Here is a 26888-nt window from a genome sequence, read left to right on the forward strand (position 1 = left end):
CGGTACCCGCCCTGTCGCGGCGAACCGAACGTGCTCTCAGCATCTCTTTCGGCGCCACCTGCGCACATCCGTGGCGACCACGGAACCGACCACGGAACGCGGCACGGATCACCCACGGTGGGTGCCGGGGTGCCGCGCGGAACCGGTCCGTGGTGAGGGGCGCGGACAGGCCGGAATCAGCTCCCCACCACCGGAAACCGACCGCGGAGTATGAGTGCGGCGCGCGTACGGCAGAATCGGTGCCATGGCGGCGACGGTGGAGATCTCGACTCGGGAGGCCGAGGTGCTGGCGCTGGTGGGGGAACATTTCAGCAACGCCGAGATCGGGGCGCGGCTGTTCATCTCCGTGCGCACCGTGGAGAGCCATGTCTCCTCGCTTCTGCGCAAGCTGGAGGTGCCGGATCGGCGGGCACTCGCCCAGCGAGCGTCCGATCGGCCTCGCGCCGACCGGACGCACCCGGCGCCGGTTCTGCCGACACCGCTGACCTCGTTCGTCGGCCGGGCACGGGAGCGGGCCGAACTGACCGAGATGATCACGAAACATCGGCAGGTAACCGCCGTCGGCCCCGGCGGAGTGGGCAAAACCCGGCTGGCGCTGTCGGTGGCGGCGCAGATCGCAGGCGAGTTCTCCGACGGAGTGTGGTTCGTCGACCTGGTCCCGATCACCAGCGCGGATACCAGCGTGGTCGCCGGCACGGTCGCCCTCGCACTCGGTCTCGGCGAGCAACCCGGCCGTGCCATGGACGAGACCGTGCCTGCCGCGCTGGCCGACCGTCGTGCCTTGCTGGTGCTCGACAATTGCGAACACGTGCGGGACGGGGTGGCGCCGTTCATCGAACGGCTGCTCGCGACGTGCCCTGGCGTGACGGTGCTCGCGACCAGCCGGGCCCGGCTGATGGTTCCGTTCGAACGGGTGTACGCCGTCCCGCCGATGTCACTGACCGGCGAGGGCGCATCGGATGCGGTCGAGTTGTTCATGGACCGCGCGGCCGCGGGCGGCTGGCCGCCGAATCATGCGCTGCGCGACGATGTCGCCGCGTTCTGTGCGCGGCTGGACGGGGTGGCGCTGGCGATCGAACTGGCCGCCGCCCGCTGGACCACACTCGGGCTCGACGGCCTCGAAGCCGGACTGTCCGACCAGCTGCGGATGCTGGCGGGGGGTTCGCGCGCCGAGGACCGGCACCGCTCGGTGCGGGCAGCGCTGGACTGGAGTCACGCCCTGCTCGAGCCGGACGATCGAGTGCTGCTGCGCCGGGTGTCGGTATTCATGAAGTCGTTCACCGTCGCGGCCGCGGCACAGGTGGCCGCCTGCGAGAGGAGCGTTGTCGCCGACGGCCTGGCCCGGCTCGCCGAGCAGAGCCTGCTGGTGGTGACGGCATCCCCGAGCGGTACCGCATACCGTGCGCTGGAGACCATCCGCCAGTACGGGATGGAGCGGCTCACCGAAGCGGATGAGCTGGACGACATCCGGTCCCGTCACCTGAGCTGGTGCCTGGCCGCGGCTGCCGAGCTGGCGGTGGTGGGAACGGACTGGCGGCCACGATTCGACGCGGTGGCCGACGACTTCCGCGCCGCGATGGCGTGGGCGGGCGACCAGCCGCGGCAGCGCGCGGAGGCCGCCCGCTTCGCCCGGCAGCTGGCGCAACTGTGCTTCACCCGCAATCTGATCGGCGAGTCCCAGATGCGCTACGAGCAGGCGGCCGCGCTCGCGGACGACCCGGCCACCGCCGCCTCGATGCTGCGCCACGCCGCTTCCGCGGCCGGGTGCCAGATGCGGGGCGACGACATGCACCGCCTGCGCCGCGCGGCCGCCGACGCCGCCCTCCGATCCGGTGACCGCGCCTGCGCCGCCCGGGACCTGGCGACCGCAGCCGCCGACGCGTACCGGTTCGCGAGCAAGTTCGTCCGGCCCCTGCCGCCGCAGGAGGCGGCCGCACTCATCACCGAGGCGCGGCAGCTCGCGGGGGACGACCCGGCCGCCGAGGCCGCCGTGGCGCTGGCCGACACCGGGCGGGCGCTCACCGATGCCCTCACCGGAGGGCACTCCCCCGATGATGCTGCGGCGCACACCATCGAGCGTGCCGAACGGGCGGTCGAACTCGCGCACCGCACGGGCGACCCGCTGGCCGAGTCCGCCGCTCTCGACACTCTCGCCGGTGCCCACAGCTTGGCCGGTGACACTTTCGCCGCCGCGGACATCACGCGGCGGCGGATGGCGCTGCTGGAGTCCACCACGAACACCCCGGCCGGCACCCACGAGCTGATCGACGCGCTCGGGGAGGCGGCCGAGGCCGAGCTCGGCGCGGGGGACCTGCGCGGCGCGCGCCGATGGGCGCGGCAGCTCGCGGATCATCCTTTGCTCGCCGAGGTCGGCCATCGTGCGACGAGCTGGCTACTGGTGACCGACGCGCTGGCGGGCAACGTCGATGAGGTACTCACCCACAGCGTCCGGTTCCTGGACGCGTGGCAGCGGGCGGGCAACCCCGCCAAGTCGGTCCTGGGACCTGCGGTAGCCGGTGTGGCGATGATCCACAACCTGCGCGGCGACCACGACGCCTGGAGCGAATGGGACGCTGCACTGCACGGGTTCGGCACGCCACCAGCACAGACCCACGGATACGGCGCGGTCTTCGACGCACTCGTCATGCTCCACCGCGGGCAGATAACCGAGGCGCTGCAACGGCTGGCGGCCGAGCCCGGTGAAGTGTGGAGATGGGTTACGTGGATCTGGCTGCACTGGTATGTGGCGCTGCGGGCCGAGGCGGCCGTACTCGCCGGGGCCTCCGATGCCGGCGACCGCTTGGCCGAGGCCAAGACCATCGTCGCCGGAAACCCTGTCGCCGGCGCGATCGTGGAGCGAGCCGAAGCACTGCACGCCGGTGACCGGCAGCGGTTGCTCGCGACGGCAGCCGCGTTCGACGCCGCCGGTTGCCGCTACCAGTCGGCGCGGACCGAGGTGCTCGCCGGCGGCGATCATGCCGCCCGCGGCGCGGCCGCGCTCGCCGATCTCGGCTCGGCCCCAATGGCTCCCCTCGTTTCGTAGGCCGTTGCGGCGCGGGGCCGGTGGATGCCCTCGGCGAGCGGGGGCGCATCAGAGGTAGCCTGTCTCGGAGGGAGGGAGGGCCCCATGCTGATCGACTTCGTTCCCGACGGGAATCTGTACCCCTTCGAGTCGCGCTGGTTCGACTCGTCCGTCGGCAGGGTTCACTACATCGACGAGGGGGCCGGGCCGCCGCTGCTGTTCTGTCACGGCGCCCCGACGTGGAGTTTCCTCTACCGTCACATCGTGAAGGACCTGCGCGGCCGGTATCGGTGTATCGCCGTCGACTATCCCGGGTTCGGATTATCCGAACGTCCCGCGGATTTCGGCTACACGATCGGCGAGCACACCGCGGTCCTCGGCGAGCTGATCGATCACCTGCGGCTCGACGGGTTCGTTCTGATGGGACAGGATTGGGGCGGACCCATCGGGCTGGGCGCGGTCACCGCACGGGCGGATCGGGTGAGAGGGATCGTGCTGGGCAACACCTCGTTCTGGCCCACCGAAGCGATGGCCAATCGGGTTTTCAGCATGATCATGAGCAGCACTCCGATGCAGCGGCGGATACTCGAGCAGAATTTTCTCGTCGAGCGCGTCCTGCTCGCCGAACTGGGGCGCAAGCTCACCGCGGCCGAGGCCGACCACTATCGCCTGGTGCAGCCCACCGCGGAAGCCCGGGCCGCACTCGCCGTGACGCCCAGGGAAATTCGTGCCGCAGGCCCGCTGCTGGACAAACTGGCCCGAGACGTGCCCGTCCTGCTCGGCGACAAACCGACCCTGTTGGTCTGGGGGATGCGGGACATGGTGTTCCGCCCGAACGCCTGTATCCCGCGGATGCGCGCCGCCTTCCACGATCTCGACGTAGTCGAGCTGCCGCGCGCGCGGCACTTCATCCAGGAACACGCACCGGACGTGATCGCGGCCGCGATCGCGCAGCGGTTCCCGTGAATACGATCGATGAACGTCCCATCGATCCGGTGCAGCTCGACGCGTCTTGCCTAGTCGTCCTGCCCGGACCGGCGACGGAACCATCGTCGGATACGCCCGCCGATGCCGGTGACGCCCCGCGGTTCCCCAGCAGCGGCTCCGACGGTTTGCGGGACCGATGTCGCCTGGGCGAATCGCGCGTGCAGTTGTTCGCGAACCTGGTCGGGGGTATAGGCGCGGCGGCGGCGCTCGGCGCGCACCACCACGACACCGGTGGCGACCACACCGGCCGCACCCGCCAATCCCACTGCCTTCCACCACCTCATACCGCATAGGCTACGACCATGACGGGGACGGGCATCAGTCTCGACCGAGCGGTCGAGGTCACCAGAACGGGCGACATCTGGCTTTTCCGTGGGCATTCCACGGCCGACCGGGTGATCCGGATGACGACGAACAGCCCGGTGAACCATGTCGGGATGTCCGTCGTGATCGACGATCTGCCCGCGCTTATCTGGCACGCGGAACTGGGACGATCCCTGACCGACATGTGGTCGGGATCCGCCCACCGTGGCGCTCAGCTGCACAACTTGCGTGACGCCGTGCTCGTGTGGGCGCACCGTTACGGTCAGCGGGCCTGGTTGCGCCAGTTGGACCCTTCGGTCAGCCGGGAGATGGAAGACAGCGCGTTGCGCGCCATCGCCCGCCTCGACGGCACCCCGTTCCCGACCACCGCGGGCATGGCGGGGCGCTGGCTACGCGGCCGTGCCCGCCTCCCCCGCCGCGCGCCGAGTCGATCGGCTGCCCGGGAACTGGAGAACGCGTATTGCGCCGAGATCGTCGCCGCCACTTATCAAGCGATGGGACTGCTGCCCTCGCACCGTAGCCCCGACTGGTACGACCCGGGCCGATTCTGGAGCGGAGACGGACTACGCCTGTCCGGCGACTACGCATTGAGCGGCGAGATAGCCGTCCGGACACCGGCTCAGCCGAGTTCCGCAACCACGCGAACGTGAATCAGCCGCCGACCCGCTGGCCTGTTCCCGATCTGGTTGCGCCGTAGACCTCACCGAGGGCCCCGCTGCGGACGTGTCCGCAGCGGGGCGTGGGCGCGCCCCTTTCTTTTCGGCCACCGGCCACTGCCAACGCCGCAACCGTTCCTTCCTTGCACTTCTCAGCGGCTTCAGGAGCTCGGGGACCGGAAGACGTGGTTCATCGCCGAACTCCGCGAGTTGCATAACCTAATGTACCTAGTCTATAAACTAGGCATCGTAGGTTTTCGGAGGTGTGCATGATGGCTCGAGCAGGGTTGACCGCGGAGCGGATCACGCGCGCCGCGGCCGATCTCGCCGACGAAGTCGGATTGGACAATGTCACGATGTCGGCGGTGGCCAAGCGGTTCGGCGTCCAGGACGCGAGCCTGTATTCCCACGTCAAGAATCTCCGGGACCTCCGCGCGCGAGTAGCTGCCCTGGCGGCCACGGAGAAGACCGATCTGATCGCCGCGGCGGTGGCCGGACGCGCCGGACGCGACGCACTGGCCGCATACGCCCACGCCTGGCGGGACTACGCCTTGCGCTTCCCCGGGCGCTACGCCGCGACCCAGCTCCCATTCGATCCCGATGTGGCGCACACCACGACCGGCGCACTGCGCGCCGTCGAACTGACCTACGGCATGCTGCGCGCCTACGGTTTGGCCGAACCCGACAGCACCGACGCGGTCCGATTGCTGCGCAGCACCTTTCACGGATACAGCGTTCTGGAGGCGACCGGCGGCTTCGGGCACGCACGCTCCACCGCCGACTCCTGGGAACGCATCATCGACGCCCTGCACCTCACCCTCGAGCAGTGGCCGACCGACGACGAGGAGAAACCATGAGATCCGGCACTCTGCAGGTCCCGGGAGCGACGCTGTACTACGAGGTGAGCGGCGCCGGACCGGTGCTGCTGTTGCTGCCGGGCAGCGGAGGCGACGCGGCGGTCTTCGATCCCATTCTCGAGCCTCTCGCCCAGCATTTCACCGTGGTCACCATTGACCCGCGCGGTTACTCGCGCAGCGTGCTCGAGCCCGGCCCACCGGCCGAGATCGAGGTCGAGGTGCAGAGCGAGGACGCTCACTTGCTCCTCGAGCACCTCACACCCGCGGGCGAAGACGCCTACGTCTTCGGAGGCAGCGGCGGCGCGGTGGTCGCGCTGGACCTGCTCGCCCGCCATCCCCAGCGGTTGCGGCTGGTGATCGCGCACGAGCCGCCGTCTTTCGGCGTGCTGCCCGACGCCGCCGAGCACAAGGCGTTCGTCGACGAAGTGTACGAATTGTTCGAGACCGAGGGCCTCGCCGCCGCGGGCGCGCGTTTTCTCGAGGGGATCGGCGGAGGCGTGCGGATGCCCGATGCGGCCCAGCTCTCACCGCGGGCGGCGGCGATGATCGAACGTCTGCACGCCAACGCGCCGCGCAACATGAGACACGAATTGCGCACGATCACGTCCCACCTCCCGGACGTAGTGGCTTTGGAACCGGTCACCGACCGCCTCGTATTGGGGGCGGGCCGGGAAAGCAGGGGCAAACTCCCGTACCGTCCCGCCCAGACCCTCGCCGAGCAACTGAACATCCCGCTGACCGAGTTCTCCGGTGGACACAGCGGATTCACCGACGCGCCTGATGAGTTCGTGCAACTGATGCTCGAGTTGCTGCTGGCCGCCCGCGTGAACTGATCACCGCGTGACAACCGGGCGGCTCGCAAACCTCGATCGGGCCGAGCCGAGCATCCGTCGCGGCTGCGTTCGCATCACGACTCCGGCATCTCCGTACTCCGGCGCCGACGGGCAGGATCGGCTGCCCACTCCCTCGCCGACGCGATGGATCGCCGTCGCCCAGTGAATGGCGCACGGAGACATCCAGCGGGCGGCAGCGGATTCCGGTAGGCGGTCGGCCACCACTCGCCCCGGTCCAAGGCTGATTCCATTTCAGGCAACTATATTCTCAGTGACTTCCACACAGCGGAATCCGCGGTCATTGCGTGTGTGTACAGGTGTTTCCGGGCGCCATCTCGACGGCTCACCGTGGCAGGATCATCGATTTCAGGTCCGGCAGGTTGCCGATGCGCTGGGAGACGGGCCGTTCCGGCGCATCGGTTTGCGGAGAGCCGGTTTCCCGCAGCCGCGTACGCACCTCGGCGGGCGTCTTGCGTCCGGCCGCGGCCGCGCTCATGCCTTGGAAGCTCGTGACGGCGCCGACCACGATCGGGGACGCGCTCGAGGTTCCGCTGAACACGTCGGTGTACCAGAGGTCCTCGTCGGGACCGCCTTGCAGATCGCCGTACCCGGTGGTGGTGACTTCCAGACCCCACCCTTGCACGTCGATTCGTTCGCCGTAGTTGGAGAACGACAAGCGGGAGCGGGGCGGGCCGTAGTCACGGCCGTGGAAGCCGGGCGGGGGTGCACCGGCTCCGACGATGATCGCCCCGGAGTCGGCCTCGCCACCGCGGAACGGATTGCGCCATGTGCTCGGGAACTCCGCGGGGCGGTTGTCGTAGAGCGCGGCGTCGAGGTCTTCGCCGCCGTTCCCGCCCGCCTCCACCACGACCACGCCCTTGCCGATCGCGTACCTGATCGCGGCGAAGTCGTCGGGCCACCACTCGACCGCGATGTATCCGCGCTGGTCCGGCCGGTTGGCATAGGTGAAACGCGGTCCCGGCCGGTGCAGTTCGAGCAGCAGCACGTCGCCGGGGTTCAGCGTGTCCGCGGCCGAGCGGATCGCGGTCGCCGATCCGGTTCCGAAGATCGACACCGCGCGGATGTAGGCCTCGGGCACGATGCCGGTGATGCCGTAGGCATTCACGTCACCGCTGATCACACCGGCGACCGCGGTGCCGTGGTCGCGCCAGCCCTGCTCCGGTGAGGGGTTGCCTCCGATCACACCGCCCTGGTTCACCCGCAAATCCTCGTGGGTGAACCGCCAGGCGCCTTCGACATCCACCACTCGCACGCCGGTCCCCCGGCCCCCGGGAACCGTCCAGGCCCACCGCGCGTCGATGCCCTGCGGCGCGGCGTCCAGATATCCCTGCCGCACGACGAAATCCGGCGTCACCGGCGGCGCCTCGGCAGCGGAGCGGCCCGTGATCGCTCGAACGCCCTCCGGTGCGATCGGCGGTTCGGCGGGCGGCTTCACATAGGCTGCCGCCACCTCCTCGGCGGCACGCAACCGCGCGGCCAGCTCGTCGAGTTCGCCGGTGACACCGGTGAGGTAGAAGTAGTTCAGATATTCCGCACCGGTCTTCAGATGCGGGCTATCGGCGAGCCGGCGCTCCAAGCGGTTGGCCGGTCCGAAGATGCGCACCAGTTCGCCGCCGGGGGGCAGCAATTCCTCCAGACGTGCTTGCGCGCTGTGACTGTCGCGCAGAGCGGTCGGCGTGATCGCGGTGTCGGCGCCGCGGGTGACCACGATCAGCTCGGCGGGTGACCGGAGCTCGGAATGCTGGGATGCCATGGCGCCCAGTCAACCTGGATACCGCACGCCTCGCCACCGGATGGGTGCCGGGGTCAGCCGTCGAGGCGCATGGTCGCCACCATGCCCGGCATCGCGACCACGCCGCGCCGGGAACCCGCGGCGAACCACGCCTCCATTGTCCCGATCGCGAGCAGGCACGGTCCGGCCACCCAGCCCAGTGCGTCCGGCGAGTCGAACGGCACCGCGGCCACCAGCACGCCCAGCACCAGCGTGACCAGTCCGAACAGCTCTTGGCGTCCGCGTCCGGGCAGGTCGTCGACCCATACCGCCACGGTGGCGTGACAGATCCCGCGGATCGCCCACGCCAATCCGATCCAGAACGACAGCAGCAGAGTCGAATTCCCACCCGCGAAGCACAGCATCGCCAGCAGGGCCGACAGCCCACCGCTGACCAGCACCAGCACTCGCAGCGCGGTGACGAAGCGGGCGCCGATCGCGACCACCAGCTGTAGGACACCGTTGAGCAGCAGGTAGCCGCCGGACAGCAGTTCCGCTGTCGGCAGCGACTTGTGCGGCCACACCGCTAGGGCCACACCCATGATCATCGAGCAGGCACCGGCCACCAGTACCGTCTGCCGGGCTGCGCCGGCCAGTGGTTCCGCACGCCCTCCGATCTCGGTCTCGGGCATAGCTACATGATATGACCGAAGCGGCGGTTAGCGACTCGTTTGCCCCATCACGGCCGCATCGTCGCCCATGCCGGGGACACAGCCGAAGGTAGCCGTACCCGAATCACCTGATGAACGAGAGGAATACGCCGGTGGCATTGGTACCGAGGCGCCATGGCGCACTGCCCCGATCGGCGATCCCCGCCTCGGCAGGCGCGCCCCGGGCCGGCCAGGAGGCGATGGACCCGTACGAGACGGTCATCTACCGGGATGTCCGTGTGGGACGCCCCGTCGTGCGCCGAGCCGAATCCTTCTGCAAGAGAAGAAGGTGTGCCGACGGCGCGCACGCAGACGAGGGGATCCGTCCATCAGGCCTCGTGAGGTGGCGCAGGGTCGGTCGCGGGCGATTTGCGGCGCGTTTCGGCGAGGAGTTCGTCGAGTTGGGCTTCGGCGCGTTCGGCGCGGGCAAGGGTCTGCGCGCGGGCCTCGTCGAGCGCTTCCAGACGCTGGGCGGCTTCCGCGCGCACCTTGTCCAGAGCCGCGGCGGCTTCGGTTCGGGCGGTGGCGAGTTCGGCCGCCGCGGTGCGTCGGGTTTCGGCGAGCTCGGCGCGGGTGGCGTCGAGTTCGGTACGCACTCTGCGCCATTCGGCTCGCGCCTCCTCAGCGGCTTCGGCGCGCTCGGCGGCGGATCGCTCGGCTCGTTCGGCCGTTCGTTCGGCGTCCGCCGCGCGCTGCACGGCGAGATCGCGTTCGGAGTGCGCGGCCGCGACCAGCGCCGACGCTTCGCGCCGGGCGTTCTCGATATCGGTCTCCGCACGACGTTCGGCGCGCTGAACTTGTTCTGCGGCTTCTTGTTCGACGCGTTCGGCGTGCTCGGTGGATTCGCGGCGCACGCCGCGGATCTCGGCTTCCGCGGCGCTGCGGGCAGCGAACACGTCGTCGGCCGCCTGCTTGCTGACGCGTTCGACTTCGCGCAGCGCGTCCTCACGCGCCGCATTCGCTTCGGCGATCAGCGCTTCGGCTTGCTCGGCGGCGCTCGCGGCGTCGTCGGCGGCGGATTCGGCGAGTTCCCGAGCCTCCTGTGCCTCCCGCCGCGCCTGCTCGGCCGCCACGGCCGCGCCCTCCGCCTCGGCGATCCGCCGTGCCGCGTCCACCTGCACCGCCTGTACCTGCGCCTCGGCGATCGCCGGATCGGCCAGCGTGGACAATTCCGCGACGGCGGCATTCAGCGTGGTGTTCAACTGTTCGGCCAGTCCCCGGAACTGGGTGAGCAGCTCATCGGCTCGCAACCGCGCGACGGTCACCGGCCCCGGTTTCGTCACGGTGACGGTAGCGGCCGCGGCTTCGGATTCCTGTTGCTGGCGTTGCCGTTCCCGCCACGCGCGCCAGCGCGTGTGATCGGCCCGGTCGCAGTACTCCGAGGGACGACCAGGCCCTGCCGCGCTCGTGATGGGACGAGAACAACCCGGGTAGTTGCACACCTTCGACACCGCAGAATCGTAGCCCCGGTGGCGTCGCGACCCGACCCGCTGCCTGACGCCCCGCCGCTTCCCTCTTTCCTCCCGATCCTAGGGCCGGAGTTGTCCTAGGTAGGTCATAGTGTGATTCTCATGAGCACAGAGATCACCCCCTTCCGGATCGACGTCCCCCAAGAGCAGCTCGACGACTTGAATCGGCGGCTGGACGCCACCCGCTGGACCGACGCGGATCCCGAGGCTGGGTGGGCGCAGGGCATCCCGCTCGACTACACCAGGGAACTGGCCGGCTATTGGCGCAACACCTACGATTGGCGCGCCCAGGAGGCCCGGCTCAACTCTTTCCCGCAGTTCCGTACCGAGATCGACGGCCACGACGTGCACTTCCTGCACGTCCGCTCGTCCGAACCCGACGCCCTGCCGCTGGTGCTCACACACGGATGGCCCGGATCGATCGTGGAATTCCTCGAGGTGATCGGACCGCTGACCGACCCGGTGGCGCACGGCGGCAACGCGCAGGACGCGTTCCACGTCGTCGTGCCGACCATCCCCGGGTACGGGTTCTCCGGCCCCGCCGTCGGCTGGTCGACCGCGCGCGCCGCGCGGGCATGGGCGGAACTGATGCGCCGCCTCGGCTACGACCGCTACGCCGCGCACGGTGAAGACACCGGTGCGGCGATCTCCCGGCAGTTGGCGGTGATCGACGCCGAGCACTTGGTCGCGGTGCATCTGACGATGATCGCCTCCGCCACTGTCACCGCCGAGACCGCCGACCCCGACAACCCCGCCGAACAGCGTGCCGTCGAACTGGCGCGCCGCGCCCAGTACGAACTCGGTGCCTACGCGATGCTGCAAGCCAGTCGCCCTCAAACGCTGTCCTACGCGCTCGCCGATTCACCGGTGGGGCAATTGGCCTGGATCGTCGAACGATTCAAGGACTGGACCGACTCCACCGACGCACCCGAAGACGCCGTCGACCGTGACGCGATGCTGACCAACGTCATGATCTACTGGCTCAACGCCACCGCGGGCTCGTCGGCGCGCTACTACTACGAAGGCGCCGCCACCTGGGGAATGCCCGAACCCCGGACCGATGTGCCGGTCGCCGTGGCAGTCATGCCGCACGACCTGGGCATCCCGGTCCGCCGCATCGCCGAACGAAACCACAACATCGTGCGCTGGACCGAATTCGAGCGCGGCGGGCACTTCGCCGCCATGGAAGAACCCGACCTCATCGTCGACGACTTGCGCGCGACGTTCCGCGCATACCGCAGATAGGACGCCGACTCTCCGCGATCCGCGGCAGCACCTGTCTCGGTCGTGCGCGAAATCCTCGCCAGATGCTGTCCGGTCGGTCCGATCACCGTTTGGTAGCGCTCGAATGCTGACCTCCGATAAGTGAACCTTATCGGAGGTCAGATCGCGGGTGTCCCTTCTATGATCGCGGACTAAATACGTTTCGTAGCGTTGGTCGTGACCAAACGAAATATCAACGGAACGTACCAAAAACTGGGTACCCCCGGGTGGGTGCGGATGTCGTCGGATGAGGATCGACCCGACCGACGAGAGGCTCGGCAAACGGATAAGGCTCGGCATAGGGCCGGGTCGACCCGTCGGCCGGGAACGAAAGCGACGCGGTCCCCCGCCGCCCGGCATCGGAGGTGTAGTCGCGGCGAATCTGCGCAAGGACGGCGGTGCGGGGTTGAGGGACAGGCACCCGAGATCCGGCGCTCAGGAAAGTGCCGGCGCTCCGTCGAACCGAACAGAACCCGGGCGAGAACATTCGTCCGGAATCCGGCGCTGATGAGTTATCGCGGTTCGCAGCCTCACGAAGTACGCGCGGGTGTCCGATGAAGTTCTCCTGCACTTCCCGGCCGACACAGCTCCCGCCGCGCGTCGTCATGGCCGATGGTCGGGCGAATAGTCTGTGGACGGGAGAGGAACGTGTATGAGTATTGAGACATCTATCCCGTTGCACGGCACGGCATTCTTATGCCCTGCGCTCCTGGAGTTGGCCCGCTGCCGACGCTGTGACCTGGGGTGGGACGTCCTCGATGGCAGAACGAGCGTGTGACTTCACCGATGCGGGTGGTCCGTTCGACTTCGCCGTTGTGCGAAGCGGCATTTTATGTCCTCTCCGGCAGGCCAATAGCGTCGGATTTCATGGATTGGAATTTTCAGTCGGCGGAAGAACTCGCGTCTGCGTTGCATGCTGGTGAAGTGACATCGGTGGAATTGACCGAGGAGGCGATCGCGCGTATCGAGCGGGACGACAAGGCGATCAACGCGATCTGCGTGCCGGATTTCGACCGTGCGCGGGCCGCCGCGCGCCGAGCCGATGAGGCGCGCGCCCGCGGCGAGGATCGGCCGTTGCTCGGTATTCCGGTGACGGTCAAGGATTGCTACAACATGTCCGGGCTGCCCACGACCTGGGGCATACCGCAATACGCGAACTATGTGCCGGCCGAAGACGCGCTACAGGTGGCGCGGTTGAAGGCGGCCGGCGCGGTGCTGCTCGGTAAGACCAATGTGCCGTTGATGCTGCGAGATCTCCAGAGCTTCAACGAGATCTACGGCACCACCAACAATCCGTGGGATCACGGCCGCACGTCGGGTGGGTCGTCCGGCGGTTCGGCGGCGGCCCTGGCGGCCGGGTTCGGCGCGCTGTCCATCGGCTCCGACCTCGCCGGTTCGCTGCGCACCCCCGCGCATTTCTGCGGTGTCTACGGACACAAGCCGACACTCGGGCTGGCGCCGACCCGCGGCATGGTCGCGCCGTCCGCGCCGGCCGTGCCGATCGATCTCGACCTCGCCGTCGTCGGCCCGATGGCGCGCACCGCCCGCGACCTCGCGCTGCTGCTCGACGTGATGGCCGGACCGGACCCGCTGACCCACGGCGTCGCCTACGACGTCGCACTGCCGCCCGCGCGCCACGAGCGACTGTCGGACTTCCGTGTCCTGATCATCGAGGACCATCCGCTCATTCCGACCGGATCGGCGGTGCGGGCGGGCGTGAACCGGGTCGCCGAGGCGCTCGTCGACGAGGGCGCCCGTGTCGAACGGCGCAGTCCGCTGCTGCCCGATCCGACCGAAGCGGCGACGCTCTACATGCTGTTGATGATGTCGAACGCCGCCACGAGCCTTTCGGTCGACGTGTACGAACAGCTGCAGACCCGCGCCGCCGCCCTGAGCGCGCACGACCGGAGTCTCGATGCGGCGCGGCTGCGCGGCATGGTGCTCAGCCACCGCGACTGGGTCGAGGCGAACAACCGTCGCGAACTCCACCGCCACGGCTGGCGGCAGCTCTTCGCCGAGTTCGATGCCGTGGTGTGCCCCATCACGCCCACTCCCGCCTTCCCGCACGACCACAACGGAGATCTGGAGGACCGGCACCTCGACATCGATGGCGTGGAGTACCCGTACTTCGACCAGCTCGTCTGGGCCGGTGTGGCCACCATGCCCGGCCTGCCCGCCACCGCCGTACCCGCGGGCCGGTCCCCGGAGGGGCTGCCGGTGGGAGTGCAGCTCATCGGTCCGATGTTCGAGGACCGCACCCCGCTGCGGCTGGCCGAACTGCTCGAACAGAAGATCGGCGGCTTCCAGGCACCCCGATAGGGCGCACTGCCGGGTGCCCGTCGAGGACGAGGCGCGGATGACGAATGACCAGCCGCTCGCGCAGAGCACGATCGACGATGTCGACCGATAAACCAGCACGACCGACGGCGGCCAGACCGTGACGATCCTGTCGCTGTCGGGACGGTTCCACCGCGCCACCCTGAGAGAAGCGGTTGCCTCCGAGACGCGTTGGCGCCTTTCTGATCGCGGACGTGCCCCCGTGGTGTCGTAGGCTGATTTCTCGCGTCGGACGTCCCGGCGCGGACAGCCGAACACCGAGATGAACGCGGGAGCCGAGCCATGGACGATCGTTCCAGCGTGGTCGCGGTTCCCGAGTCCGTGCGCACCGAGTTGCGCCGTGGGGTGCGCAGCGTATTGGTGGATGCCGCGGCGTTGCGGTTGGTGCGTGATCGCTTCGACGACGGCCAAGCCGGTTCGCTGCGCCGCTATCTGGAAGCGTCCCAATCGGCGAATACGCTGCGCGCCTACCGGTCCGACTGGGTGGCGTGGTCGGCATGGTGCGCCACCGAGGGCCGCCAGGCATTGCCCGCCGACGCGCTGGATGTCGCCGTCTATCTGGCCGCGGCCGCCGACGCACGCCGCGACACCGGCGAATGGGCGTTCGGTCCGGCGACGCTGGAACGCAAGTCGGCCGCCATCGCGGCGGTGCACGCGGCCAATGGCCTGCCGTCGCCGACGCGATCGGATGTGGTGCGCCTGACGCTGCGCGGTATCCGCCGTACCCGCCGCACGCAACCCAAACGCAAACGCCCCGTCCTGCTGCACACCCTCGACCAACTACTCGGTGGGCTCCCCGAACCGGGCTGGCCCACCGAACCCGCCCGCCGCAGGGACGCGCTCGCACTGCTCGTCGGTTTCGCCGGCGCGTTGCGCCGCAGCGAACTGGCCGGTTTGCGTATCGGGGACGTCGAGGTGGGCCTGGACCACACGACCGGCGAACCGATCCTGCTGATCCGGCTGCCCGCGACGAAGACCGACCCGACCGGCGCCGCGGAACAGCGCGTGGCCCTTCCGCGTGGCCGCCGCCCCGCCACCTGCCCGGTCTGCGCCTTCGCCGATTGGTTGCGGTTGCGCGAAGTGCATGCCGCCGCAAGCACTTCGGGCGTTCGCGCCTGGCTCGCCGATCTTCCGGCGAGGTCCGCCGACATCCACCGGTGCCACGGCTTCACCGGCACGACGCTCACCGATGCGGACCTTCCGCTCTTTCCCACCATCACCCGCCACGGCGCGATCGGTGCCCACGCGATGTCCGGGCGCGCGGTCGCCGAACTGGTGAAGCGCTATGCGGCTCGGGCAGGGCTCGACCCCGCCTTGTTCTCCGGCCATTCGCTGCGTGCCGGATTCGCCACCCAGGCGGCGCTCGGCGGCGCCAGCGACCGCGAGATCATGCGCCAAGGCCGCTGGTCCAACCCGCGCACCGTCCACGGCTACATCCGCACCGCCAACCCACTGGAAGACAACGCGGTCACCAAGCTCGGATTGTGACCCGGGAGCGCCGGGCGAACCGCGCCCGGTCGCAAGCCGGCCGCAGCGAACGGATTCCGGCACGGATATGAACGCGCCCTGACAGTGCAGCGCCTCACATCGGCATCATCGGCTTGCGAACGCGCCCCGCCCACACCGGGCGAATTCTCATGCAGAAAGTTTGCCAACTGAGAGATCGAGCAGACAATTCTCACCGATATCCCGCCGTAAGTGCAGTTGGATCGCGTGCCGTCGGGCAAATTGCGGCGTATCTGAAGATATGCTGGTTGTGTGCTGTCAGTGCCGGCGCCGATGCTGGCCGTCTCCGGACGGCCACCGCGGGAACACGGCCGATGGGCATTCGAGATGAAATGGGACGGCATTCGCGCCATCGCGCGCTGCCGGGGCGGGGACTGCCGTTTCTACAGTCGCAACAATCGCGATCTGAGCGGGTCGTTTCCCGAGCTCACGGCGGCGCTGGCGGATCTGGGCGAGCGCGGCGAGCTGATCCTGGACGGGGAGATCGTCGCGCCCGATCCGAAGACAGGGGCGCCGTCGTTCGGTCGCTTGCAGCGGCGGATGCATGTGGTCTCGCCCAGCGCGGAGTTGCTGCGCGGGTTCCCGGCGCAATATCTCGCCTTCGATGTGCTGGCCGCCGACGACGAGGTCCTCCTGAATCTGCCCTATACCGAGCGCCGCGAGCGCTTGGCCGGGCTCGCGCTCGACCGGCCGCTGGCCCGCACCCCGCCGCACTACACCGATGTCGATCCCGACCTGCTGCTGGAGGTGGCCCGCGAGCACGGTCTGGAGGGAATCGTCGCCAAGCGTCTGGATTCCGCCTACTACCCCGGCCGCCGCTCCCCGTGGTGGATCAAGACGCCGCTGCGTAGGACGACGGAGGTCGTCGTCGCGGGTTGGCTGCCCGGCACGGGACGCTTCTCCACGACGTTCGGTTCGCTCGCGCTCGGCGCCTATGACGACCACGACCAGTTGGTGCATATCGGCAACGTCGGCACCGGGTGGACCATGCACGATCGTCGCGCCCTGCAAGCGCGCCTGGACGAATTGTCCCGCCCGGATACTCCTTTCGACGTTCCCCCGCCGCGCGTGGTCGCCGCATCCGCGCACTGGGTGGAACCCGTCCTCGTCGCCGACATCGAATATCGCGAAGCCACCCCCGAGGGCCTGCGCCACCCCAGCTGGCGCGGATTGCGCCCGGACAAGACCCCACATGAGGCGAAAATGCCTTCATAGGATGAAGACAGATGACCAGCGCCTCCATACTGGATGCATCAATGTTGCCTCTGATACAACATTCCGGTGGACGAGGCTGCGGGGTCGGCACGGCTGGTTCTGGCGGGCAACGTCGTGCACTTGAACGCCGAAGAAGCGGTATTCGAGGCGATGCCGGAGGGCTGGGCGCGGCAACAGCGGGCTCGGTTCCTGAACGAGAAAGGCACGATTCGTCCGCGGCCGCGGCTCGTACGCGGCCTGGCCACGTTTTCGAAACTTTATCCGTGGCAACGGAATCCGGGCGAGGCAGAGACGTGGGCAAGTCATCTCAGATCTGGCCAGACATCGATGAGTTGTAGGGCTGCGCGTGGCGGTCCAGGCGCCGGGGCCATAGCCGCTTCGGTGCCGACATCAGCGCGTCTCGGGCCGCGCCGCCGGAGCCACAGACCGCCAGCAGCGGCGCACGCTCCGGGATGGGAAGCGATCGAAACGAGGGGTCGTCTATGCGTCCGACGATCACGTCCAGGCAAGCCTGGGCGATTCTACCGTTGATAGTCGCGGTCGGCTCGTCGGCATCTGAGCCGGAGACCCGCTCCCGCATCACCGCACCGGCCCACTCGGTGGCGGGGCCCGAAGAGCAACAGGGTGCGCGGACTGATCGGCATGGCTATCTCCGTGGCTGCCTCGACATTGTGGGGCTCGGTCGTATACCGGTGCGCCAACCGGCACACCTCACGCTGCCAGCGTCCTTTCTTGCGGGCGCGCTCGAGTTCTCGCTGGAACTCTTCGTCACTGATCGCGCACACCGGCCGATGGTGGACATGATCGCCTGCGGTGTTGAAGACGACCGTCTCGTCACCGATCAAGAACAGCGGGCGATCGACGGTCAGCAGGCAGACAGGGCGATACATCAGCTTCTCGGTGACCGTGTCGGCCAGTTGCCCAGAGAGTTCGAGGTGCTGGCTCTGATGGGGAGTGAACTCGAGGGTACGCAACTGGTCTTCGGACAGCCTGTTCGGCTCTGTCAGGGCTGCCACTGTTTTCGCATCCCAGTCGACCAACAGCTCATGTTCCCGGCGCCGTCGAGGGCCACGGACGATCTGGAATGCGACGAACTCCGCCGGCCGGATGAACTCCTCGGGTGTCAGCGCGGTGTCGTCTCCGGCCGCGAACGAGTGCGGCTGCGAATCTCGGCTTAAGGTTCCCAAATGGGAAGTCCCGCGCGATTGACTCTGTGTGAGTGGGCAGCCTGTGATCGCGAGACTCAGACCCGGGTGTTCGGCTGGGCTAGTCACGAACTGATGCCCGCCCACGCGTCGCAGGCGATGATGGCGTTGTCGGTGGCGCGGACGCTGCGGCCCGAGATCCGGCTCCAGGACTGTCTGGCGGTGCACCGCTGGGTGGCCTACGACGGTGAGCGGCCGGTGGCGTTTATCTCCGCTGAGCTGTCGAGATGGCGCCGGCCGGAGGTGTTCTCACCGAGCGAGTCGTTCAGCGAGCCGACAGGGCCGTGGATGTCCTTCTCGACGCTTTCCACGGCTGCATCCGTGACGATAACGCGCGCAGCCTGTCGGCGATCGTCAAGCTCACCGGCATCGAGGACCTCGGCCCCTCCGTCGACGACGGTCACCAGTGGCGGCATTTTCGATGGCGATAAAGGCTGACGTCAGTCAAGACTGAGTGAGCAATAATGCCGCTGGGCGCTCGGTCGGCGGATGAGATCCTCTGCGGCTGAGGTCATCCGCACATCCGATGAGCGGTCGAATCGGCCCTTTGATCCCTGGGTTCACCCAGCAGGACTGGCACTGGCAGGGGTGCGGGTCGGTGTGTCCGAGAATAGGCTTCGGGCAAGATGAGCAGGACCATTGCACCCGAGCGTTAATGCGTCAGGGTATGTGGTTGACCAGGGAGTTGGCGATGCGCTGGGCATCGTCGCAGGAGTTGAATCCGTCGGTGCCGCCCTGAGGGTTCCAGATTCGTGACGCCAAGAGCAAAATGTCACCACCGAAAGACGCTGGTACCGCGATATAGCACCCGAGCTTGTGAGTGTCTTGCGCCGCACGGAATTGCTGAGATTTACGGCCGGCCACCGTGACCGAACTGAAGTCGACGTATTTACCGGTCTGGCGCAGCTCACCTACCGGCATGCCATAGGCCGTGACGTAGAACTCGAGTGCGTTGTCGGCGGTCTTCCATTTGCAGGACTTCTCGCTGGGTAAACCGGGATTCGAGATCGGTTGCTCGCTGGCGACGTTCAAGCCCGCACTCGCGAGCGCGGAATCGGCAGTGTCACAAGGGTTCCAGCTGCCAGCAGGCCGATCCGTGTCGGTGCCCGGCGCCTCCGTCGTGGACTCGGACGCGACGGTCGTCGCCGGGGCGGGAACCGATGTCGGCGCCGCTGTGGTCGCGGTGACCGCATTGGCCGAGGTGACCGCAATGGCCGAGGTGCTCGGCGCGGACGTGCTGTCGGTCGAGGCGGGACCACATCCGGCAAGCAGCAGTGCGGCACCGAGTGCCATCGTTGCGACGCTGATCGATCGCGTTGTCGTACGACTCATGAATACATATTCGTGCATCGGAACAGGTTGTTACACAGGCTCTTTGCAGAGTTGAAGACATCAGAAGGTCAGCGGTCCACGTGTTTCGCCGCCAAAAGGTGCTGATCATCGCCCATTAGCCGGCTATCTGCGCGCCGCCTACGGGTCGAGCCGAGCAGATCGGACCGCGGCCGGCCGAACACACGCAAATGCCGTTGAGCGCTTGTCCGGTTGTAGTGGCGTCGGTGCGTAACCGATCTGTCTTTGGATCGCCGGTCAGTGCGCTTGTCATATATGCACCCGCACATGCTGCGCCACACCTGCGTCACGACGATGCTCGACGCTGGCGTCGACCTACGTGAGGTTCAGATCGCCGCTCGCCATGCCGACCCGCGGACAACCATGCGTTACGACCGGGCTCGAACCAACCTCGACCGGCACGCCAACTACATCCTGGCTGCCTACATGGCCTCGGGTACGTGACAACTCGACGCACGCCATTGCCGATTTCCGTGCGCTTATCGGCACGCATCACCTGCGCGACGGTGCGTCTGGTTCAGACTGGGAAGTTTCTGTGCGATTACTACCGGACCCCGACCTGTGGTCCGCGTCGCCGTTGTCAGTCATGCGTGAGCGAGTTGCGAGAAGGAGCCATCCCGCGGTCGCAGCAATTGCCGCGACACCACCAGCGACAATGGAGGCCATGTGGAAGCCATCCAGAAAAGCCGCCTTCACAAGATCGATGAGCTGGATACCGCTTGGGCCGGGAATCGACCGCGCCGCATGAACACCGGACAACATCGAATTCGCCGCCGCGCCGCGTGCCTCCTCAGGTAGCTGGATGGCGCCCAGGCCATCGGCCATCTTTCCCGAATACACGGAGGCCAGGACCGAACCTAGTACCGCAACACCCAGCGTTCCACCGAGTTCGCGACTCGTATCGTTGACGGCTGACCCTGCACCGACCTGACCGGGCGACAACTCGTTGAGCACGGCAAAGGTAGCGGGGCCGGAGACGAGCGCCACTCCGAGCGCCAGGGTCACCATTACCGGAACGATGACGCCCCAATAAGACGTGTACATGTCGTAGCGGATCGTCAGCCAGAAGGCCACGGCCATCACCAGCGACCCGATCGCGGCCACACGGCCCGCTCCGATCTTCGAACCCAACCACATGCTGGGCCCGGTAAATACCGCCATCGCAATCGCGAATGGCAAGGTGCGGATACCCGTTTCGGCCCAGCAAGCGACCGCGATTGCGCGTTCCCGCAGATCGTCGAACATGATCACAACGATCGCCAAGGTGGCCGGAAACACCAGAGCAGCAAAGAGTCCGAGGCCGGCCCGTGCGGCGATCAATTGCCCGAGGTTGTTCGATGTCGCCGCGAGTGCCGACAACGCTGCGAAACCCACGATTCCTATGATGAGTATCGTCTTGCGTCCGAAGCGGTCTCCCACATAGCCGCCGGTGAGGAGCAACCCGGCAAAAACCAGCGTGTACACGTCCACAACCATCTGCAATCCGGACGTGCCCGCACCCAAATCGGTTGCAATCTTCGGCAATGCGACATTCACAATCGTGTTGTCCACGAAAACCAGCAGTTCGGCGAAGCACAATGCCGCCAAACCGAGCCATCGAATCACCGGGGAATCCACCTATTGCGCCCTTCTCGTCTGTGCCGGAGGGTGCCGAGCCGCCACTGGCAACCCTGCCGGCCACCTGCGCACCCGCGCCGACTTCCGACCCGCGTCACGCCACTGTATGAACCGTTGGGTGCGACCGAAATGCTCACTTGGGACAAACCTTTGATAGTTTCGGGGCGGTGGAGCGACCATCGTGGGACTTCAGACGCAGCATCATCGGAGTCCGTCACATGGTGGGGGTCGGCACCGATCACGGCGTCACGGAGCGTCGGCTGCTCGCCACGACCGGCCTGCGACCGGCTGACCTCGAGGCCGACGATCTGGAAGTCGAAGCGATCCAAGAACTGTTGGTCGCACGCAACCTGGTGCAGACCATCGGCGACAGATCAGGACTCGGCACCGAGGTGGCGAAGCGTTTCTCATTGGCCAACTTCGGGCTGTTGGGCTTCGCCATGCTCAGCAGCCCCACTGCCGGTGAAGCCCTGCGGGTCGCACTGGAGACACTGCGGATCGGCAACCGGTTCGTCGATATAACTGTCAGTCTCAGCCAGACGGCAGGACGGATCGAATTTCGGGACGACACCATTCCCGCCGACGTCCGCGCTTTTCTGCTCGAGCGTGACATTGTGATCATCTTCGGTGTGATCGTGCTGCGTTGCCTCAGCCCGCGACTTGCAGACCGTCTCGGTGATACACGCCTCGAGCTGGCATTGCCCAGCCGCAGCGCGGCCACCATGATCGACGGCATGGCTCAGCTGCTCTCCGATGTTTCGCACAACCCGGTCGACAGGTTCCCGATTTTCGCCGACCGGCTGAGCACCGGCCTGACGTTTCCCATCGATCTTCTCGCCGAACCGATGTCCATGCCCGATCCCGCTACGGCCGCGCTATGTGAGAAGCACTGCCTGGACCTTTTGCAGCAGCGAAGACAACGTGGTCAACTCGCCACCAGAATTCGCGCGGCGCTTCTCCAGCAGATCGGCACCACGCCCACGGCTGAGCAAATCGCGAGTAGACTGCACATGGACCGTCGTACTCTGCACCGAAGGCTCGCCGACGAGGGGACCAGCTTCCGAGTCCTCAACGAGGAAGTCCGCTGTGCACTGGCGATCGACATGCTCAGTGTCCTCGGACTCACAGTGCAGGAGACCGCAATCCGCCTCGGATACTCCGGTTCCGCGGCGTTCAGCAGGTCGTTTACCCGGTGGACGGGAAACTCTCCGAGTACCTACCGCCGGTGAACGCTTCCATCGAATGCCCAGATTCTCGGGTCGGCTAGGTGGCGTGCAAGGAAACGAGGCCGGACTGGTGGGGTCACGATGATGGCGTCGGCCGATCACGCCGGTCTGGTACCGGTCAGGCAGAGCTTTGCTCACAATGCAGTCCCGCGGCTGCCCGCGTTGGGATGACTGCGAGCCCCATCTGAATATCCGCTGATGCCGCTGCGCGGCCGTTCCGGCATCCTTGCGGCGCAACCGATTTGGCCTTGGGGCAACCTCCGGGCGTGCGACGATTTGTAGCGGTCGGCAACCGGGTCGGCCAGGAGGAGGCAACGCCATGTCTGACGAGCAAGCCACACCCGAAACCACAGGCGATTCAGGTCAGGTGCCTGCATCGGAGACCAGATCCGGCACCTTCATGAATGTGCGTGCCTGATCGATGGGGATGTTCGGTGGCGTCGCAGCGCCACTAAAAGAGGAAAATCACGAACCCGAAGCAGGCCACTCCTACGCACAGGAGAGCCAGCAACAGAGTACCGATGAACACCGAGCAGCAGAAGAGCACCCGGATGAGCCGAGCCTTGCGATGCGATGCTGGTCGAGCCCCTTCCTTTCTGCCGGGGGCAACCTCTATTTCGACGACACCCACCTTGCCGGCCGCAATCCTCTCGAGGATCGCTTCGGTTCCGCCTCCGTGCCCGACCTGTTCACTCTCACCCACACCGCCAGATTGCCACAGAACAGGAAACTTATCGGCTGATGGCAAGGCTGGGGGCAGCCAGGTAGAACGCGCGGAACTCCGGCATGACGCGGGAAGAACCTGCGCACTGCGGGCAACGTCGACGACTATCGCGGGGAAGGCAAACGATCCTGTCGCACAGCATCGTCCTAGAGGAGAGCGACGCGAAGCTGGGTGATCATCGTGGTCCTGGAGTGTCTGCGGCGAGGAAGGCGGTGACGTCCGAGGCGAAGCGGGGGTGTTTTATCGCGCCCATGTGGGTGGTGCGTGGGTAGATGATCAGGTGGGAGTCGGGGATGCCGTCGGCGGTGCGCCGGAAGGTCTCGGTGCTGTAGGCGGCGTCGCGCTCACCGCCGACGATCAGGGTGGGGGCGGTGATGTCGGCGAGTCTGCCGGTTAGATCGAAAGCATCTTCGGCGTGCACGAAGGCGTGGGTGTCGGCCGGATTCTTCGGCCGGGCCAGCGGGTCGGCCAGCCACATAGCTGCTGCGGCGACGCGCCGCCCGACCGGGTCGGCGAAGGCAGCGGCGGCCATGTGGTGCAACGCCCGGTGACCGGCGATGACCGCCTCCGCATAGCGCATCTGAGATTCCCTGGTGGCGGGCTCCAGCGTGTAACCAGAGGAGGCGATAACCAGTCTGCGCACCGCTTGCGGGTGATCCGCCGCCAGTTGCAGCCCCACCGAACCTCCTGAGGAGACCCCGAGAACATCCACCGGACCGCCGAACTCCGCATACAACGCCTCCGCGTGCTGGGTGGCGATATCGGCCATCGTGGTCCCCGCTGCCATCCCCGGCGCCCGGTTCACCGCGTACACCCGGAAATGCCGAGCGAGCGGGGCCAACTTCTTGATCTCCGAATCCCGCATCCACCCCCGCGGATTAGCGTGATCAGGCGTGAACCACCGCAGAAACACCAACGGCCGCCCCGCCCCGAACGCCGAATAAGGTAGACCGTGCGCGAGCCGCCCGTTGGTGACCTCTAGTTCCGCGGCGAGACTGGATTTGCCCATGCTTCCTCCTCCTGTCTGGGTGGTTCGCATCTTGAACCGCGCAGCACCGCGAATGCTGACAGGAATTGAATGTGATGTGAGTCACCAAGATTCGATAAGCGGGGCGCCGGGTTCGATGTCGGCCCACCACCGATTGGCCCGCACGAGTTTGTCGGGATTGACCTGACCGTGCACAGCCGCGATACCGGCGGTGGTCACCTCCAAGCACAGCAGCCCGACGACCTGGTCACCGACGGTGATCACCACCGCCGGCGCGCCGTTGACCACCGCGGCGAACATGGTGGGTGCACCGCCCAGCTTCCCGCGTTTGTTCTCGGTCGGCTTGACGAGCAGCCGCAAGAACCGGGCGACGCTTTCGGCGCCGACCAGCGGCCGCGACAGTGTCGGCATATAGGTGCCGCCGTCGCCGACGCTGACCACGTCCTGGGTCAACAAGCCGATCAAGGTCGCGGTATTGCCGTTGACGGCCGCGTCGAGGAATTCCTCGACGATTCTGGTGGCGGCGACTCGGTCGACGTCGATGCGCGCGTGCCCGGTTGCCATATGCTGCTTGGCCCGGCGAAAGATCTGCTGACAGTTGGCCTCGGTGACTTCGAGTATCTCGGCGATCTCGCTGTGCGGGTAGCCGAACGCCTCCCGCAACACATACACCACACGTTCATTCGGTGAGAGGCGCTCCATTACCGTGAGCATCGCCATCGATACCGATTCACGCTGCTCGACGGTATCGGCCGGGCCCAGCATCGGGTCTCCGGCGAACAGGGGTTCGGGCAGCCACTGGCCCACATAGGTCTCGCGCCGGGCGCGCGCCGAAGTCAGCTGGTTGAGACAGATGTTGGTAAGTACTTTGGTCAGCCACGCTTCGGGCGACTCGACATAGTCGCGCTCCGCGCTCTGCCACCGCAGATAGGTGTCCTGCACGGCGTCCTGGGCATCGGCGGCCGACCCGAGCAGGCGGTAGGCGATCGCCTCCAACCGCCCCCTGGAGCTCTCGAACAGATCGGCCTCACATGTACCCGCAAACATCGGGCCATTATCGAGCATCGGGCAAATGTCTGCGACAGTTGACGCGCGTCGGCCGTGCACCACTCCCGCCGATAACGGCACCCGCTGGCACGGTGCGGACACCGGTGCCCGCACCCGGCCGCCCCCAGATACCGGTCGTTGATCCAGGCGGCTCACCTCCTCGGCGCAGGACCCGGACGTCGGAGTGCAGCGCGAAACCGTGGACAGTTTCCAGGTTCGCGATCTGTTCGGCGGTAGCGCCGGGTTGCAGGGTCGCGGCGGAGGCGAGTACATGCGGAGGTCATGGAGGAAACGAGCCCATACCTGGTCGAAGGTATGGGGGCGGGTCAGGCATGCGGTGACCATAGCGACCGGTACTGACACCGCCCCAACGAGCAATGTTCGCAAGGCTCCGTATCGGCATCAGATGCCCAGAAGTGCGTTCGCCAGGCTGGCTTCGGTCAGGGAGAGGGAACGATAAGCCGCATACTGGTTGGCGCGGAAGAGCGGGGATGCTCGCGCGGCCTGATTCAGCCGTTGCCGAGAATGTCCATTCCCCAGCGCTACGAAGCCGATTCGGCGCCGCCTTCGGGCTCGAAAGCGGTCGTTGCTGGCGGGCGTAGCCGTGCGTGTAGACCACGATGTCGGGGTATCTGCTTCTGAGCTACCCCGTCGGGACGCTGCCCCAGCACATCGGCTTGGAACCGGTCAGCAGGCACAGAGCGTTGAGCGTCGCCTCCAGCAGATAACCAGAGCCGGAGGAGGATCCCGAATCACTAACTGCTGCTGCGGGATTCGAGAGTACCGAGCGGTTCGGCACGGCCGCGGCGACCGGGGCACTGCCGATGGCCAGCGCCAAACCGACCGCCACGGTCGTGATGGACCTGCGGAAGCAGGTGGAATTGGTCTTCGTTCGCATGGTCGGTGACTATGCACGGCCGAGACGGGGTGTCCAAGCCCGGAGTTCCTTGGTGTGGTTCGGGACGGCCCAGGTCAGTACTCTCTGATCGGCGATGCCCAGGCCCCTCCTTGGCCTTGCGGCTCAGGATGTCCGCACATGCCGATGAGCGAGTGATCCGAGAACGCGAACGCGTCGGAGTCGGCGTTGCCGGGGTTGGCCGGGCGGGTGCTCACCCAGCTCGCCTGGAGGTCCCGTCACCTCCGCGCCGCCGAGCCTTATCAGGGTTGATGCAGAGCCGAACACCCTTATACGCCACTGTGTTCGGCGCATCGTCGTCTTATCCGGGTCGCCGGAGTCCGCAGGATCCGGCAGTTCCGCGATCTCCTCGATGACGATCTGTGCTCGCGCCGCGCTGGGATCAAACATCTCCTGAAACGGCAAGGCGAACGACCCCCCGAGGCCGTGGCGCTTCGCCCGAATAGCCGCCCACCCGAACAGTGCCAACGGGCCGATCGTGGCGATCAGCAGTAACAAGCCCCCGCCCACGCCCACGAGCGTACCGATGAGATCCTTCGCTCCGCTCAGGAGAGAAGGGGCCAGCTTCCCGTTGGTCACCGGACCACACGGCGTCCGTGATGATAGATACCGGTTTCCGAATCATCGCTACGACAGGGCATGAACCGTTGAAGGTGCCGCTATCTTGCCGCATGCCGCGCTGATCGAACCGGCCAGCGCGTGCTGTTCGGTGGTCCGCTGGATGTCGTCGATATCGGCGGTGGTTGTGGGCGCGACACCATAGGAGAGGCTGAATTCATAGCGCAGAGAAATCGAATACATGCCCTCCACCAGTGGCGCGCGATGGACCAACTCCGGCGATAGCCGACGAAATCGTCGTCCTCCCGCGAACCCTTTCCGGCGTATTCGGTTCCTGAGGTAGAGG

25 protein-coding genes are annotated in these 26888 nt (G+C 67.1%); 12 read left to right on the plus strand and 13 right to left on the minus strand.

Features of this window, described 5'->3' with window-relative positions:
- Positions 1-244: 244 nt before the first annotated feature.
- Together ACGF7Y_RS24540 and ACGF7Y_RS24545 are read left to right on the plus strand one after the other, a co-directional pair.
- Entirely contained in the window at positions 245-3043 is a 2799-nt protein-coding gene (locus ACGF7Y_RS24540) for an ATP-binding protein (protein WP_393236882.1), read from the plus strand.
- A gap of 84 nt (positions 3044-3127) precedes the next feature.
- Positions 3128-3988 carry a haloalkane dehalogenase gene (locus ACGF7Y_RS24545; RefSeq protein ID WP_393236883.1) on the plus strand — a complete coding sequence of 287 codons (861 nt, stop codon included), beginning with the start codon at positions 3128-3130 and terminating at the stop codon, positions 3986-3988.
- A gap of 50 nt (positions 3989-4038) precedes the next feature.
- On the opposite strand, the gene ACGF7Y_RS24550 is transcribed toward ACGF7Y_RS24545, so the two are convergent.
- Positions 4039-4293, minus strand: coding sequence for a hypothetical protein (locus tag ACGF7Y_RS24550; protein ID WP_393236884.1), 255 nt, complete (start codon positions 4291-4293; stop codon positions 4039-4041).
- Positions 4294-4311: 18 nt separating this feature from the next.
- Between ACGF7Y_RS24550 and ACGF7Y_RS24555 the strand changes: the two genes are divergently transcribed.
- The 3 genes from ACGF7Y_RS24555 (at position 4312) to ACGF7Y_RS24565 (ending at position 6679) form a co-directional block, all read left to right on the plus strand.
- On the plus strand, positions 4312-4983 hold the full coding sequence (locus ACGF7Y_RS24555; protein WP_393236885.1) for a hypothetical protein: 672 nt from the start codon (positions 4312-4314) through the stop codon (positions 4981-4983).
- Between the two features lie 275 nt (positions 4984-5258).
- Positions 5259-5846, plus strand: coding sequence for a TetR/AcrR family transcriptional regulator (locus tag ACGF7Y_RS24560; RefSeq protein ID WP_393236886.1), 588 nt, complete (start codon positions 5259-5261; stop codon positions 5844-5846).
- A complete protein-coding gene (locus tag ACGF7Y_RS24565; RefSeq protein ID WP_393236887.1) occupies positions 5843-6679 on the plus strand; it encodes an alpha/beta fold hydrolase in 837 nt (278 codons plus the stop codon). The genes ACGF7Y_RS24560 and ACGF7Y_RS24565 overlap by 4 nt, the downstream gene beginning before the upstream one ends.
- 343 nt (positions 6680-7022) lie before the next feature.
- On the opposite strand, the gene ACGF7Y_RS24570 is transcribed toward ACGF7Y_RS24565, so the two are convergent.
- From ACGF7Y_RS24570 to ACGF7Y_RS24580, 3 genes are all read right to left on the minus strand, one after another.
- Entirely contained in the window at positions 7023-8453 is a 1431-nt protein-coding gene (locus tag ACGF7Y_RS24570; RefSeq protein WP_393236888.1) for a S8 family peptidase, read from the minus strand.
- A 53-nt stretch (positions 8454-8506) separates the two neighbouring features.
- Entirely contained in the window at positions 8507-9103 is a 597-nt protein-coding gene (locus ACGF7Y_RS24575; protein WP_393236889.1) for a DUF308 domain-containing protein, read from the minus strand.
- Positions 9104-9450: 347 nt separating this feature from the next.
- Positions 9451-10572, minus strand: coding sequence for a hypothetical protein (locus tag ACGF7Y_RS24580; protein WP_393236890.1), 1122 nt, complete (start codon positions 10570-10572; stop codon positions 9451-9453).
- A gap of 120 nt (positions 10573-10692) precedes the next feature.
- On the opposite strand from ACGF7Y_RS24580, the gene ACGF7Y_RS24585 reads away from it, so the two are divergent.
- The 4 genes from ACGF7Y_RS24585 to ligD all read left to right on the plus strand — a co-directional run bounded on the left by ACGF7Y_RS24585 (position 10693) and on the right by ligD (position 16911).
- Complete coding sequence (locus tag ACGF7Y_RS24585; RefSeq protein ID WP_393236891.1) at positions 10693-11835, plus strand: epoxide hydrolase family protein; 1143 nt, start codon at positions 10693-10695, stop codon at positions 11833-11835.
- Between the two features lie 792 nt (positions 11836-12627).
- Positions 12628-14172: an amidase gene (locus ACGF7Y_RS24590; RefSeq protein WP_393236892.1), complete on the plus strand. Its 1545-nt coding sequence runs from the start codon at positions 12628-12630 to the stop codon at positions 14170-14172.
- Between the two features lie 300 nt (positions 14173-14472).
- Complete coding sequence (locus ACGF7Y_RS24595; RefSeq protein WP_393236893.1) at positions 14473-15678, plus strand: site-specific integrase; 1206 nt, start codon at positions 14473-14475, stop codon at positions 15676-15678.
- Between the two features lie 291 nt (positions 15679-15969).
- Positions 15970-16911 carry a non-homologous end-joining DNA ligase gene (gene ligD / locus ACGF7Y_RS24600; protein ID WP_393237351.1) on the plus strand — a complete coding sequence of 314 codons (942 nt, stop codon included), beginning with the start codon at positions 15970-15972 and terminating at the stop codon, positions 16909-16911.
- A gap of 521 nt (positions 16912-17432) precedes the next feature.
- On the opposite strand, the gene ACGF7Y_RS24605 is transcribed toward ligD, so the two are convergent.
- The 3 genes from ACGF7Y_RS24605 to ACGF7Y_RS24615 all read right to left on the minus strand — a co-directional run bounded on the left by ACGF7Y_RS24605 (position 17433) and on the right by ACGF7Y_RS24615 (position 19466).
- Complete coding sequence (locus ACGF7Y_RS24605; protein WP_393236894.1) at positions 17433-18284, minus strand: DUF4238 domain-containing protein; 852 nt, start codon at positions 18282-18284, stop codon at positions 17433-17435.
- A gap of 11 nt (positions 18285-18295) precedes the next feature.
- A complete protein-coding gene (locus ACGF7Y_RS24610; protein WP_393236895.1) occupies positions 18296-18520 on the minus strand; it encodes a hypothetical protein in 225 nt (74 codons plus the stop codon).
- 256 nt (positions 18521-18776) lie between these two features.
- Positions 18777-19466: a DUF3558 domain-containing protein gene (locus tag ACGF7Y_RS24615; RefSeq protein WP_393236896.1), complete on the minus strand. Its 690-nt coding sequence runs from the start codon at positions 19464-19466 to the stop codon at positions 18777-18779.
- Positions 19467-19721: 255 nt separating this feature from the next.
- On the opposite strand from ACGF7Y_RS24615, the gene ACGF7Y_RS24620 reads away from it, so the two are divergent.
- Positions 19722-19910 carry a tyrosine-type recombinase/integrase gene (locus tag ACGF7Y_RS24620; protein WP_393237354.1) on the plus strand — a complete coding sequence of 63 codons (189 nt, stop codon included), beginning with the start codon at positions 19722-19724 and terminating at the stop codon, positions 19908-19910.
- A 48-nt stretch (positions 19911-19958) separates the two neighbouring features.
- Here the strand turns inward: ACGF7Y_RS24620 and ACGF7Y_RS24625 are convergent, their stop codons facing one another.
- The gene (locus ACGF7Y_RS24625; protein ID WP_393236897.1) at positions 19959-21083 is read right to left on the minus strand and encodes an MFS transporter; all 1125 of its coding nucleotides are present in this window, start codon (positions 21081-21083) and stop codon (positions 19959-19961) included.
- A 218-nt stretch (positions 21084-21301) separates the two neighbouring features.
- On the opposite strand from ACGF7Y_RS24625, the gene ACGF7Y_RS24630 reads away from it, so the two are divergent.
- Positions 21302-22312, plus strand: a complete 1011-nt coding sequence (locus tag ACGF7Y_RS24630; RefSeq protein WP_393236898.1) for an AraC family transcriptional regulator ligand-binding domain-containing protein — start codon at positions 21302-21304, stop codon at positions 22310-22312.
- A 418-nt stretch (positions 22313-22730) separates the two neighbouring features.
- Positions 22731-23051 carry a hypothetical protein gene (locus tag ACGF7Y_RS24635; RefSeq protein ID WP_393236899.1) on the plus strand — a complete coding sequence of 107 codons (321 nt, stop codon included), beginning with the start codon at positions 22731-22733 and terminating at the stop codon, positions 23049-23051.
- 157 nt (positions 23052-23208) lie between these two features.
- On the opposite strand, the gene ACGF7Y_RS24640 is transcribed toward ACGF7Y_RS24635, so the two are convergent.
- The 5 genes from ACGF7Y_RS24640 to ACGF7Y_RS24660 all read right to left on the minus strand — a co-directional run bounded on the left by ACGF7Y_RS24640 (position 23209) and on the right by ACGF7Y_RS24660 (position 26785).
- Positions 23209-24042, minus strand: a complete 834-nt coding sequence (locus ACGF7Y_RS24640) for an alpha/beta fold hydrolase (RefSeq protein ID WP_195066038.1) — start codon at positions 24040-24042, stop codon at positions 23209-23211.
- A gap of 81 nt (positions 24043-24123) precedes the next feature.
- Positions 24124-25068: an RNA polymerase sigma factor SigJ gene (gene sigJ, locus ACGF7Y_RS24645; protein ID WP_393236900.1), complete on the minus strand. Its 945-nt coding sequence runs from the start codon at positions 25066-25068 to the stop codon at positions 24124-24126.
- A gap of 643 nt (positions 25069-25711) precedes the next feature.
- A complete protein-coding gene (locus tag ACGF7Y_RS24650) occupies positions 25712-25966 on the minus strand; it encodes a hypothetical protein (RefSeq protein WP_393236901.1) in 255 nt (84 codons plus the stop codon).
- Between the two features lie 123 nt (positions 25967-26089).
- Positions 26090-26563 carry a hypothetical protein gene (locus ACGF7Y_RS24655; protein WP_393236902.1) on the minus strand — a complete coding sequence of 158 codons (474 nt, stop codon included), beginning with the start codon at positions 26561-26563 and terminating at the stop codon, positions 26090-26092.
- A 48-nt stretch (positions 26564-26611) separates the two neighbouring features.
- On the minus strand, positions 26612-26785 hold the full coding sequence (locus ACGF7Y_RS24660) for a hypothetical protein (RefSeq protein ID WP_393236903.1): 174 nt from the start codon (positions 26783-26785) through the stop codon (positions 26612-26614).
- Positions 26786-26888: the final 103 nt, after the last annotated feature.

Source organism: Nocardia sp. NPDC047654 (assembly GCF_043205035.1).
Lineage (GTDB): Bacteria > Actinomycetota > Actinomycetes > Mycobacteriales > Mycobacteriaceae > Nocardia.

Bases quoted from the DNA above. Each gene is read 5' to 3' on its own strand.
- ACGF7Y_RS24570 (WP_393236888.1), bottom strand. From the start codon at position 8,453: ATGGCATCCCAGCATTCCGAGCTCCGGTCACCCGCCGAGCTGATCGTG.
- ACGF7Y_RS24565 (WP_393236887.1), top strand. From the start codon at position 5,843: ATGAGATCCGGCACTCTGCAGGTCCCGGGAGCGACGCTGTACTACGAG.
- ACGF7Y_RS24555 (WP_393236885.1), top strand. From the start codon at position 4,312: ATGACGGGGACGGGCATCAGTCTCGACCGAGCGGTCGAGGTCACCAGA.
- ACGF7Y_RS24560 (WP_393236886.1), top strand. From the start codon at position 5,259: ATGATGGCTCGAGCAGGGTTGACCGCGGAGCGGATCACGCGCGCCGCG.
- ACGF7Y_RS24660 (WP_393236903.1), bottom strand. From the start codon at position 26,785: ATGTATTCGATTTCTCTGCGCTATGAATTCAGCCTCTCCTATGGTGTC.
- ACGF7Y_RS24575 (WP_393236889.1), bottom strand. From the start codon at position 9,103: ATGCCCGAGACCGAGATCGGAGGGCGTGCGGAACCACTGGCCGGCGCA.
- ACGF7Y_RS24650 (WP_393236901.1), bottom strand. From the start codon at position 25,966: ATGCGAACGAAGACCAATTCCACCTGCTTCCGCAGGTCCATCACGACC.
- ACGF7Y_RS24615 (WP_393236896.1), bottom strand. From the start codon at position 19,466: ATGCACGAATATGTATTCATGAGTCGTACGACAACGCGATCGATCAGC.
- ACGF7Y_RS24550 (WP_393236884.1), bottom strand. From the start codon at position 4,293: ATGAGGTGGTGGAAGGCAGTGGGATTGGCGGGTGCGGCCGGTGTGGTC.
- ACGF7Y_RS24635 (WP_393236899.1), top strand. From the start codon at position 22,731: ATGGGGATGTTCGGTGGCGTCGCAGCGCCACTAAAAGAGGAAAATCAC.
- ACGF7Y_RS24620 (WP_393237354.1), top strand. From the start codon at position 19,722: ATGCACCCGCACATGCTGCGCCACACCTGCGTCACGACGATGCTCGAC.
- ligD (WP_393237351.1), top strand. From the start codon at position 15,970: ATGCTGGCCGTCTCCGGACGGCCACCGCGGGAACACGGCCGATGGGCA.
- ACGF7Y_RS24585 (WP_393236891.1), top strand. From the start codon at position 10,693: ATGAGCACAGAGATCACCCCCTTCCGGATCGACGTCCCCCAAGAGCAG.
- ACGF7Y_RS24545 (WP_393236883.1), top strand. From the start codon at position 3,128: ATGCTGATCGACTTCGTTCCCGACGGGAATCTGTACCCCTTCGAGTCG.
- ACGF7Y_RS24630 (WP_393236898.1), top strand. From the start codon at position 21,302: ATGGTGGGGGTCGGCACCGATCACGGCGTCACGGAGCGTCGGCTGCTC.
- ACGF7Y_RS24540 (WP_393236882.1), top strand. From the start codon at position 245: ATGGCGGCGACGGTGGAGATCTCGACTCGGGAGGCCGAGGTGCTGGCG.
- sigJ (WP_393236900.1), bottom strand. From the start codon at position 25,068: ATGTTTGCGGGTACATGTGAGGCCGATCTGTTCGAGAGCTCCAGGGGG.
- ACGF7Y_RS24640 (WP_195066038.1), bottom strand. From the start codon at position 24,042: ATGGGCAAATCCAGTCTCGCCGCGGAACTAGAGGTCACCAACGGGCGG.
- ACGF7Y_RS24595 (WP_393236893.1), top strand. From the start codon at position 14,473: ATGGACGATCGTTCCAGCGTGGTCGCGGTTCCCGAGTCCGTGCGCACC.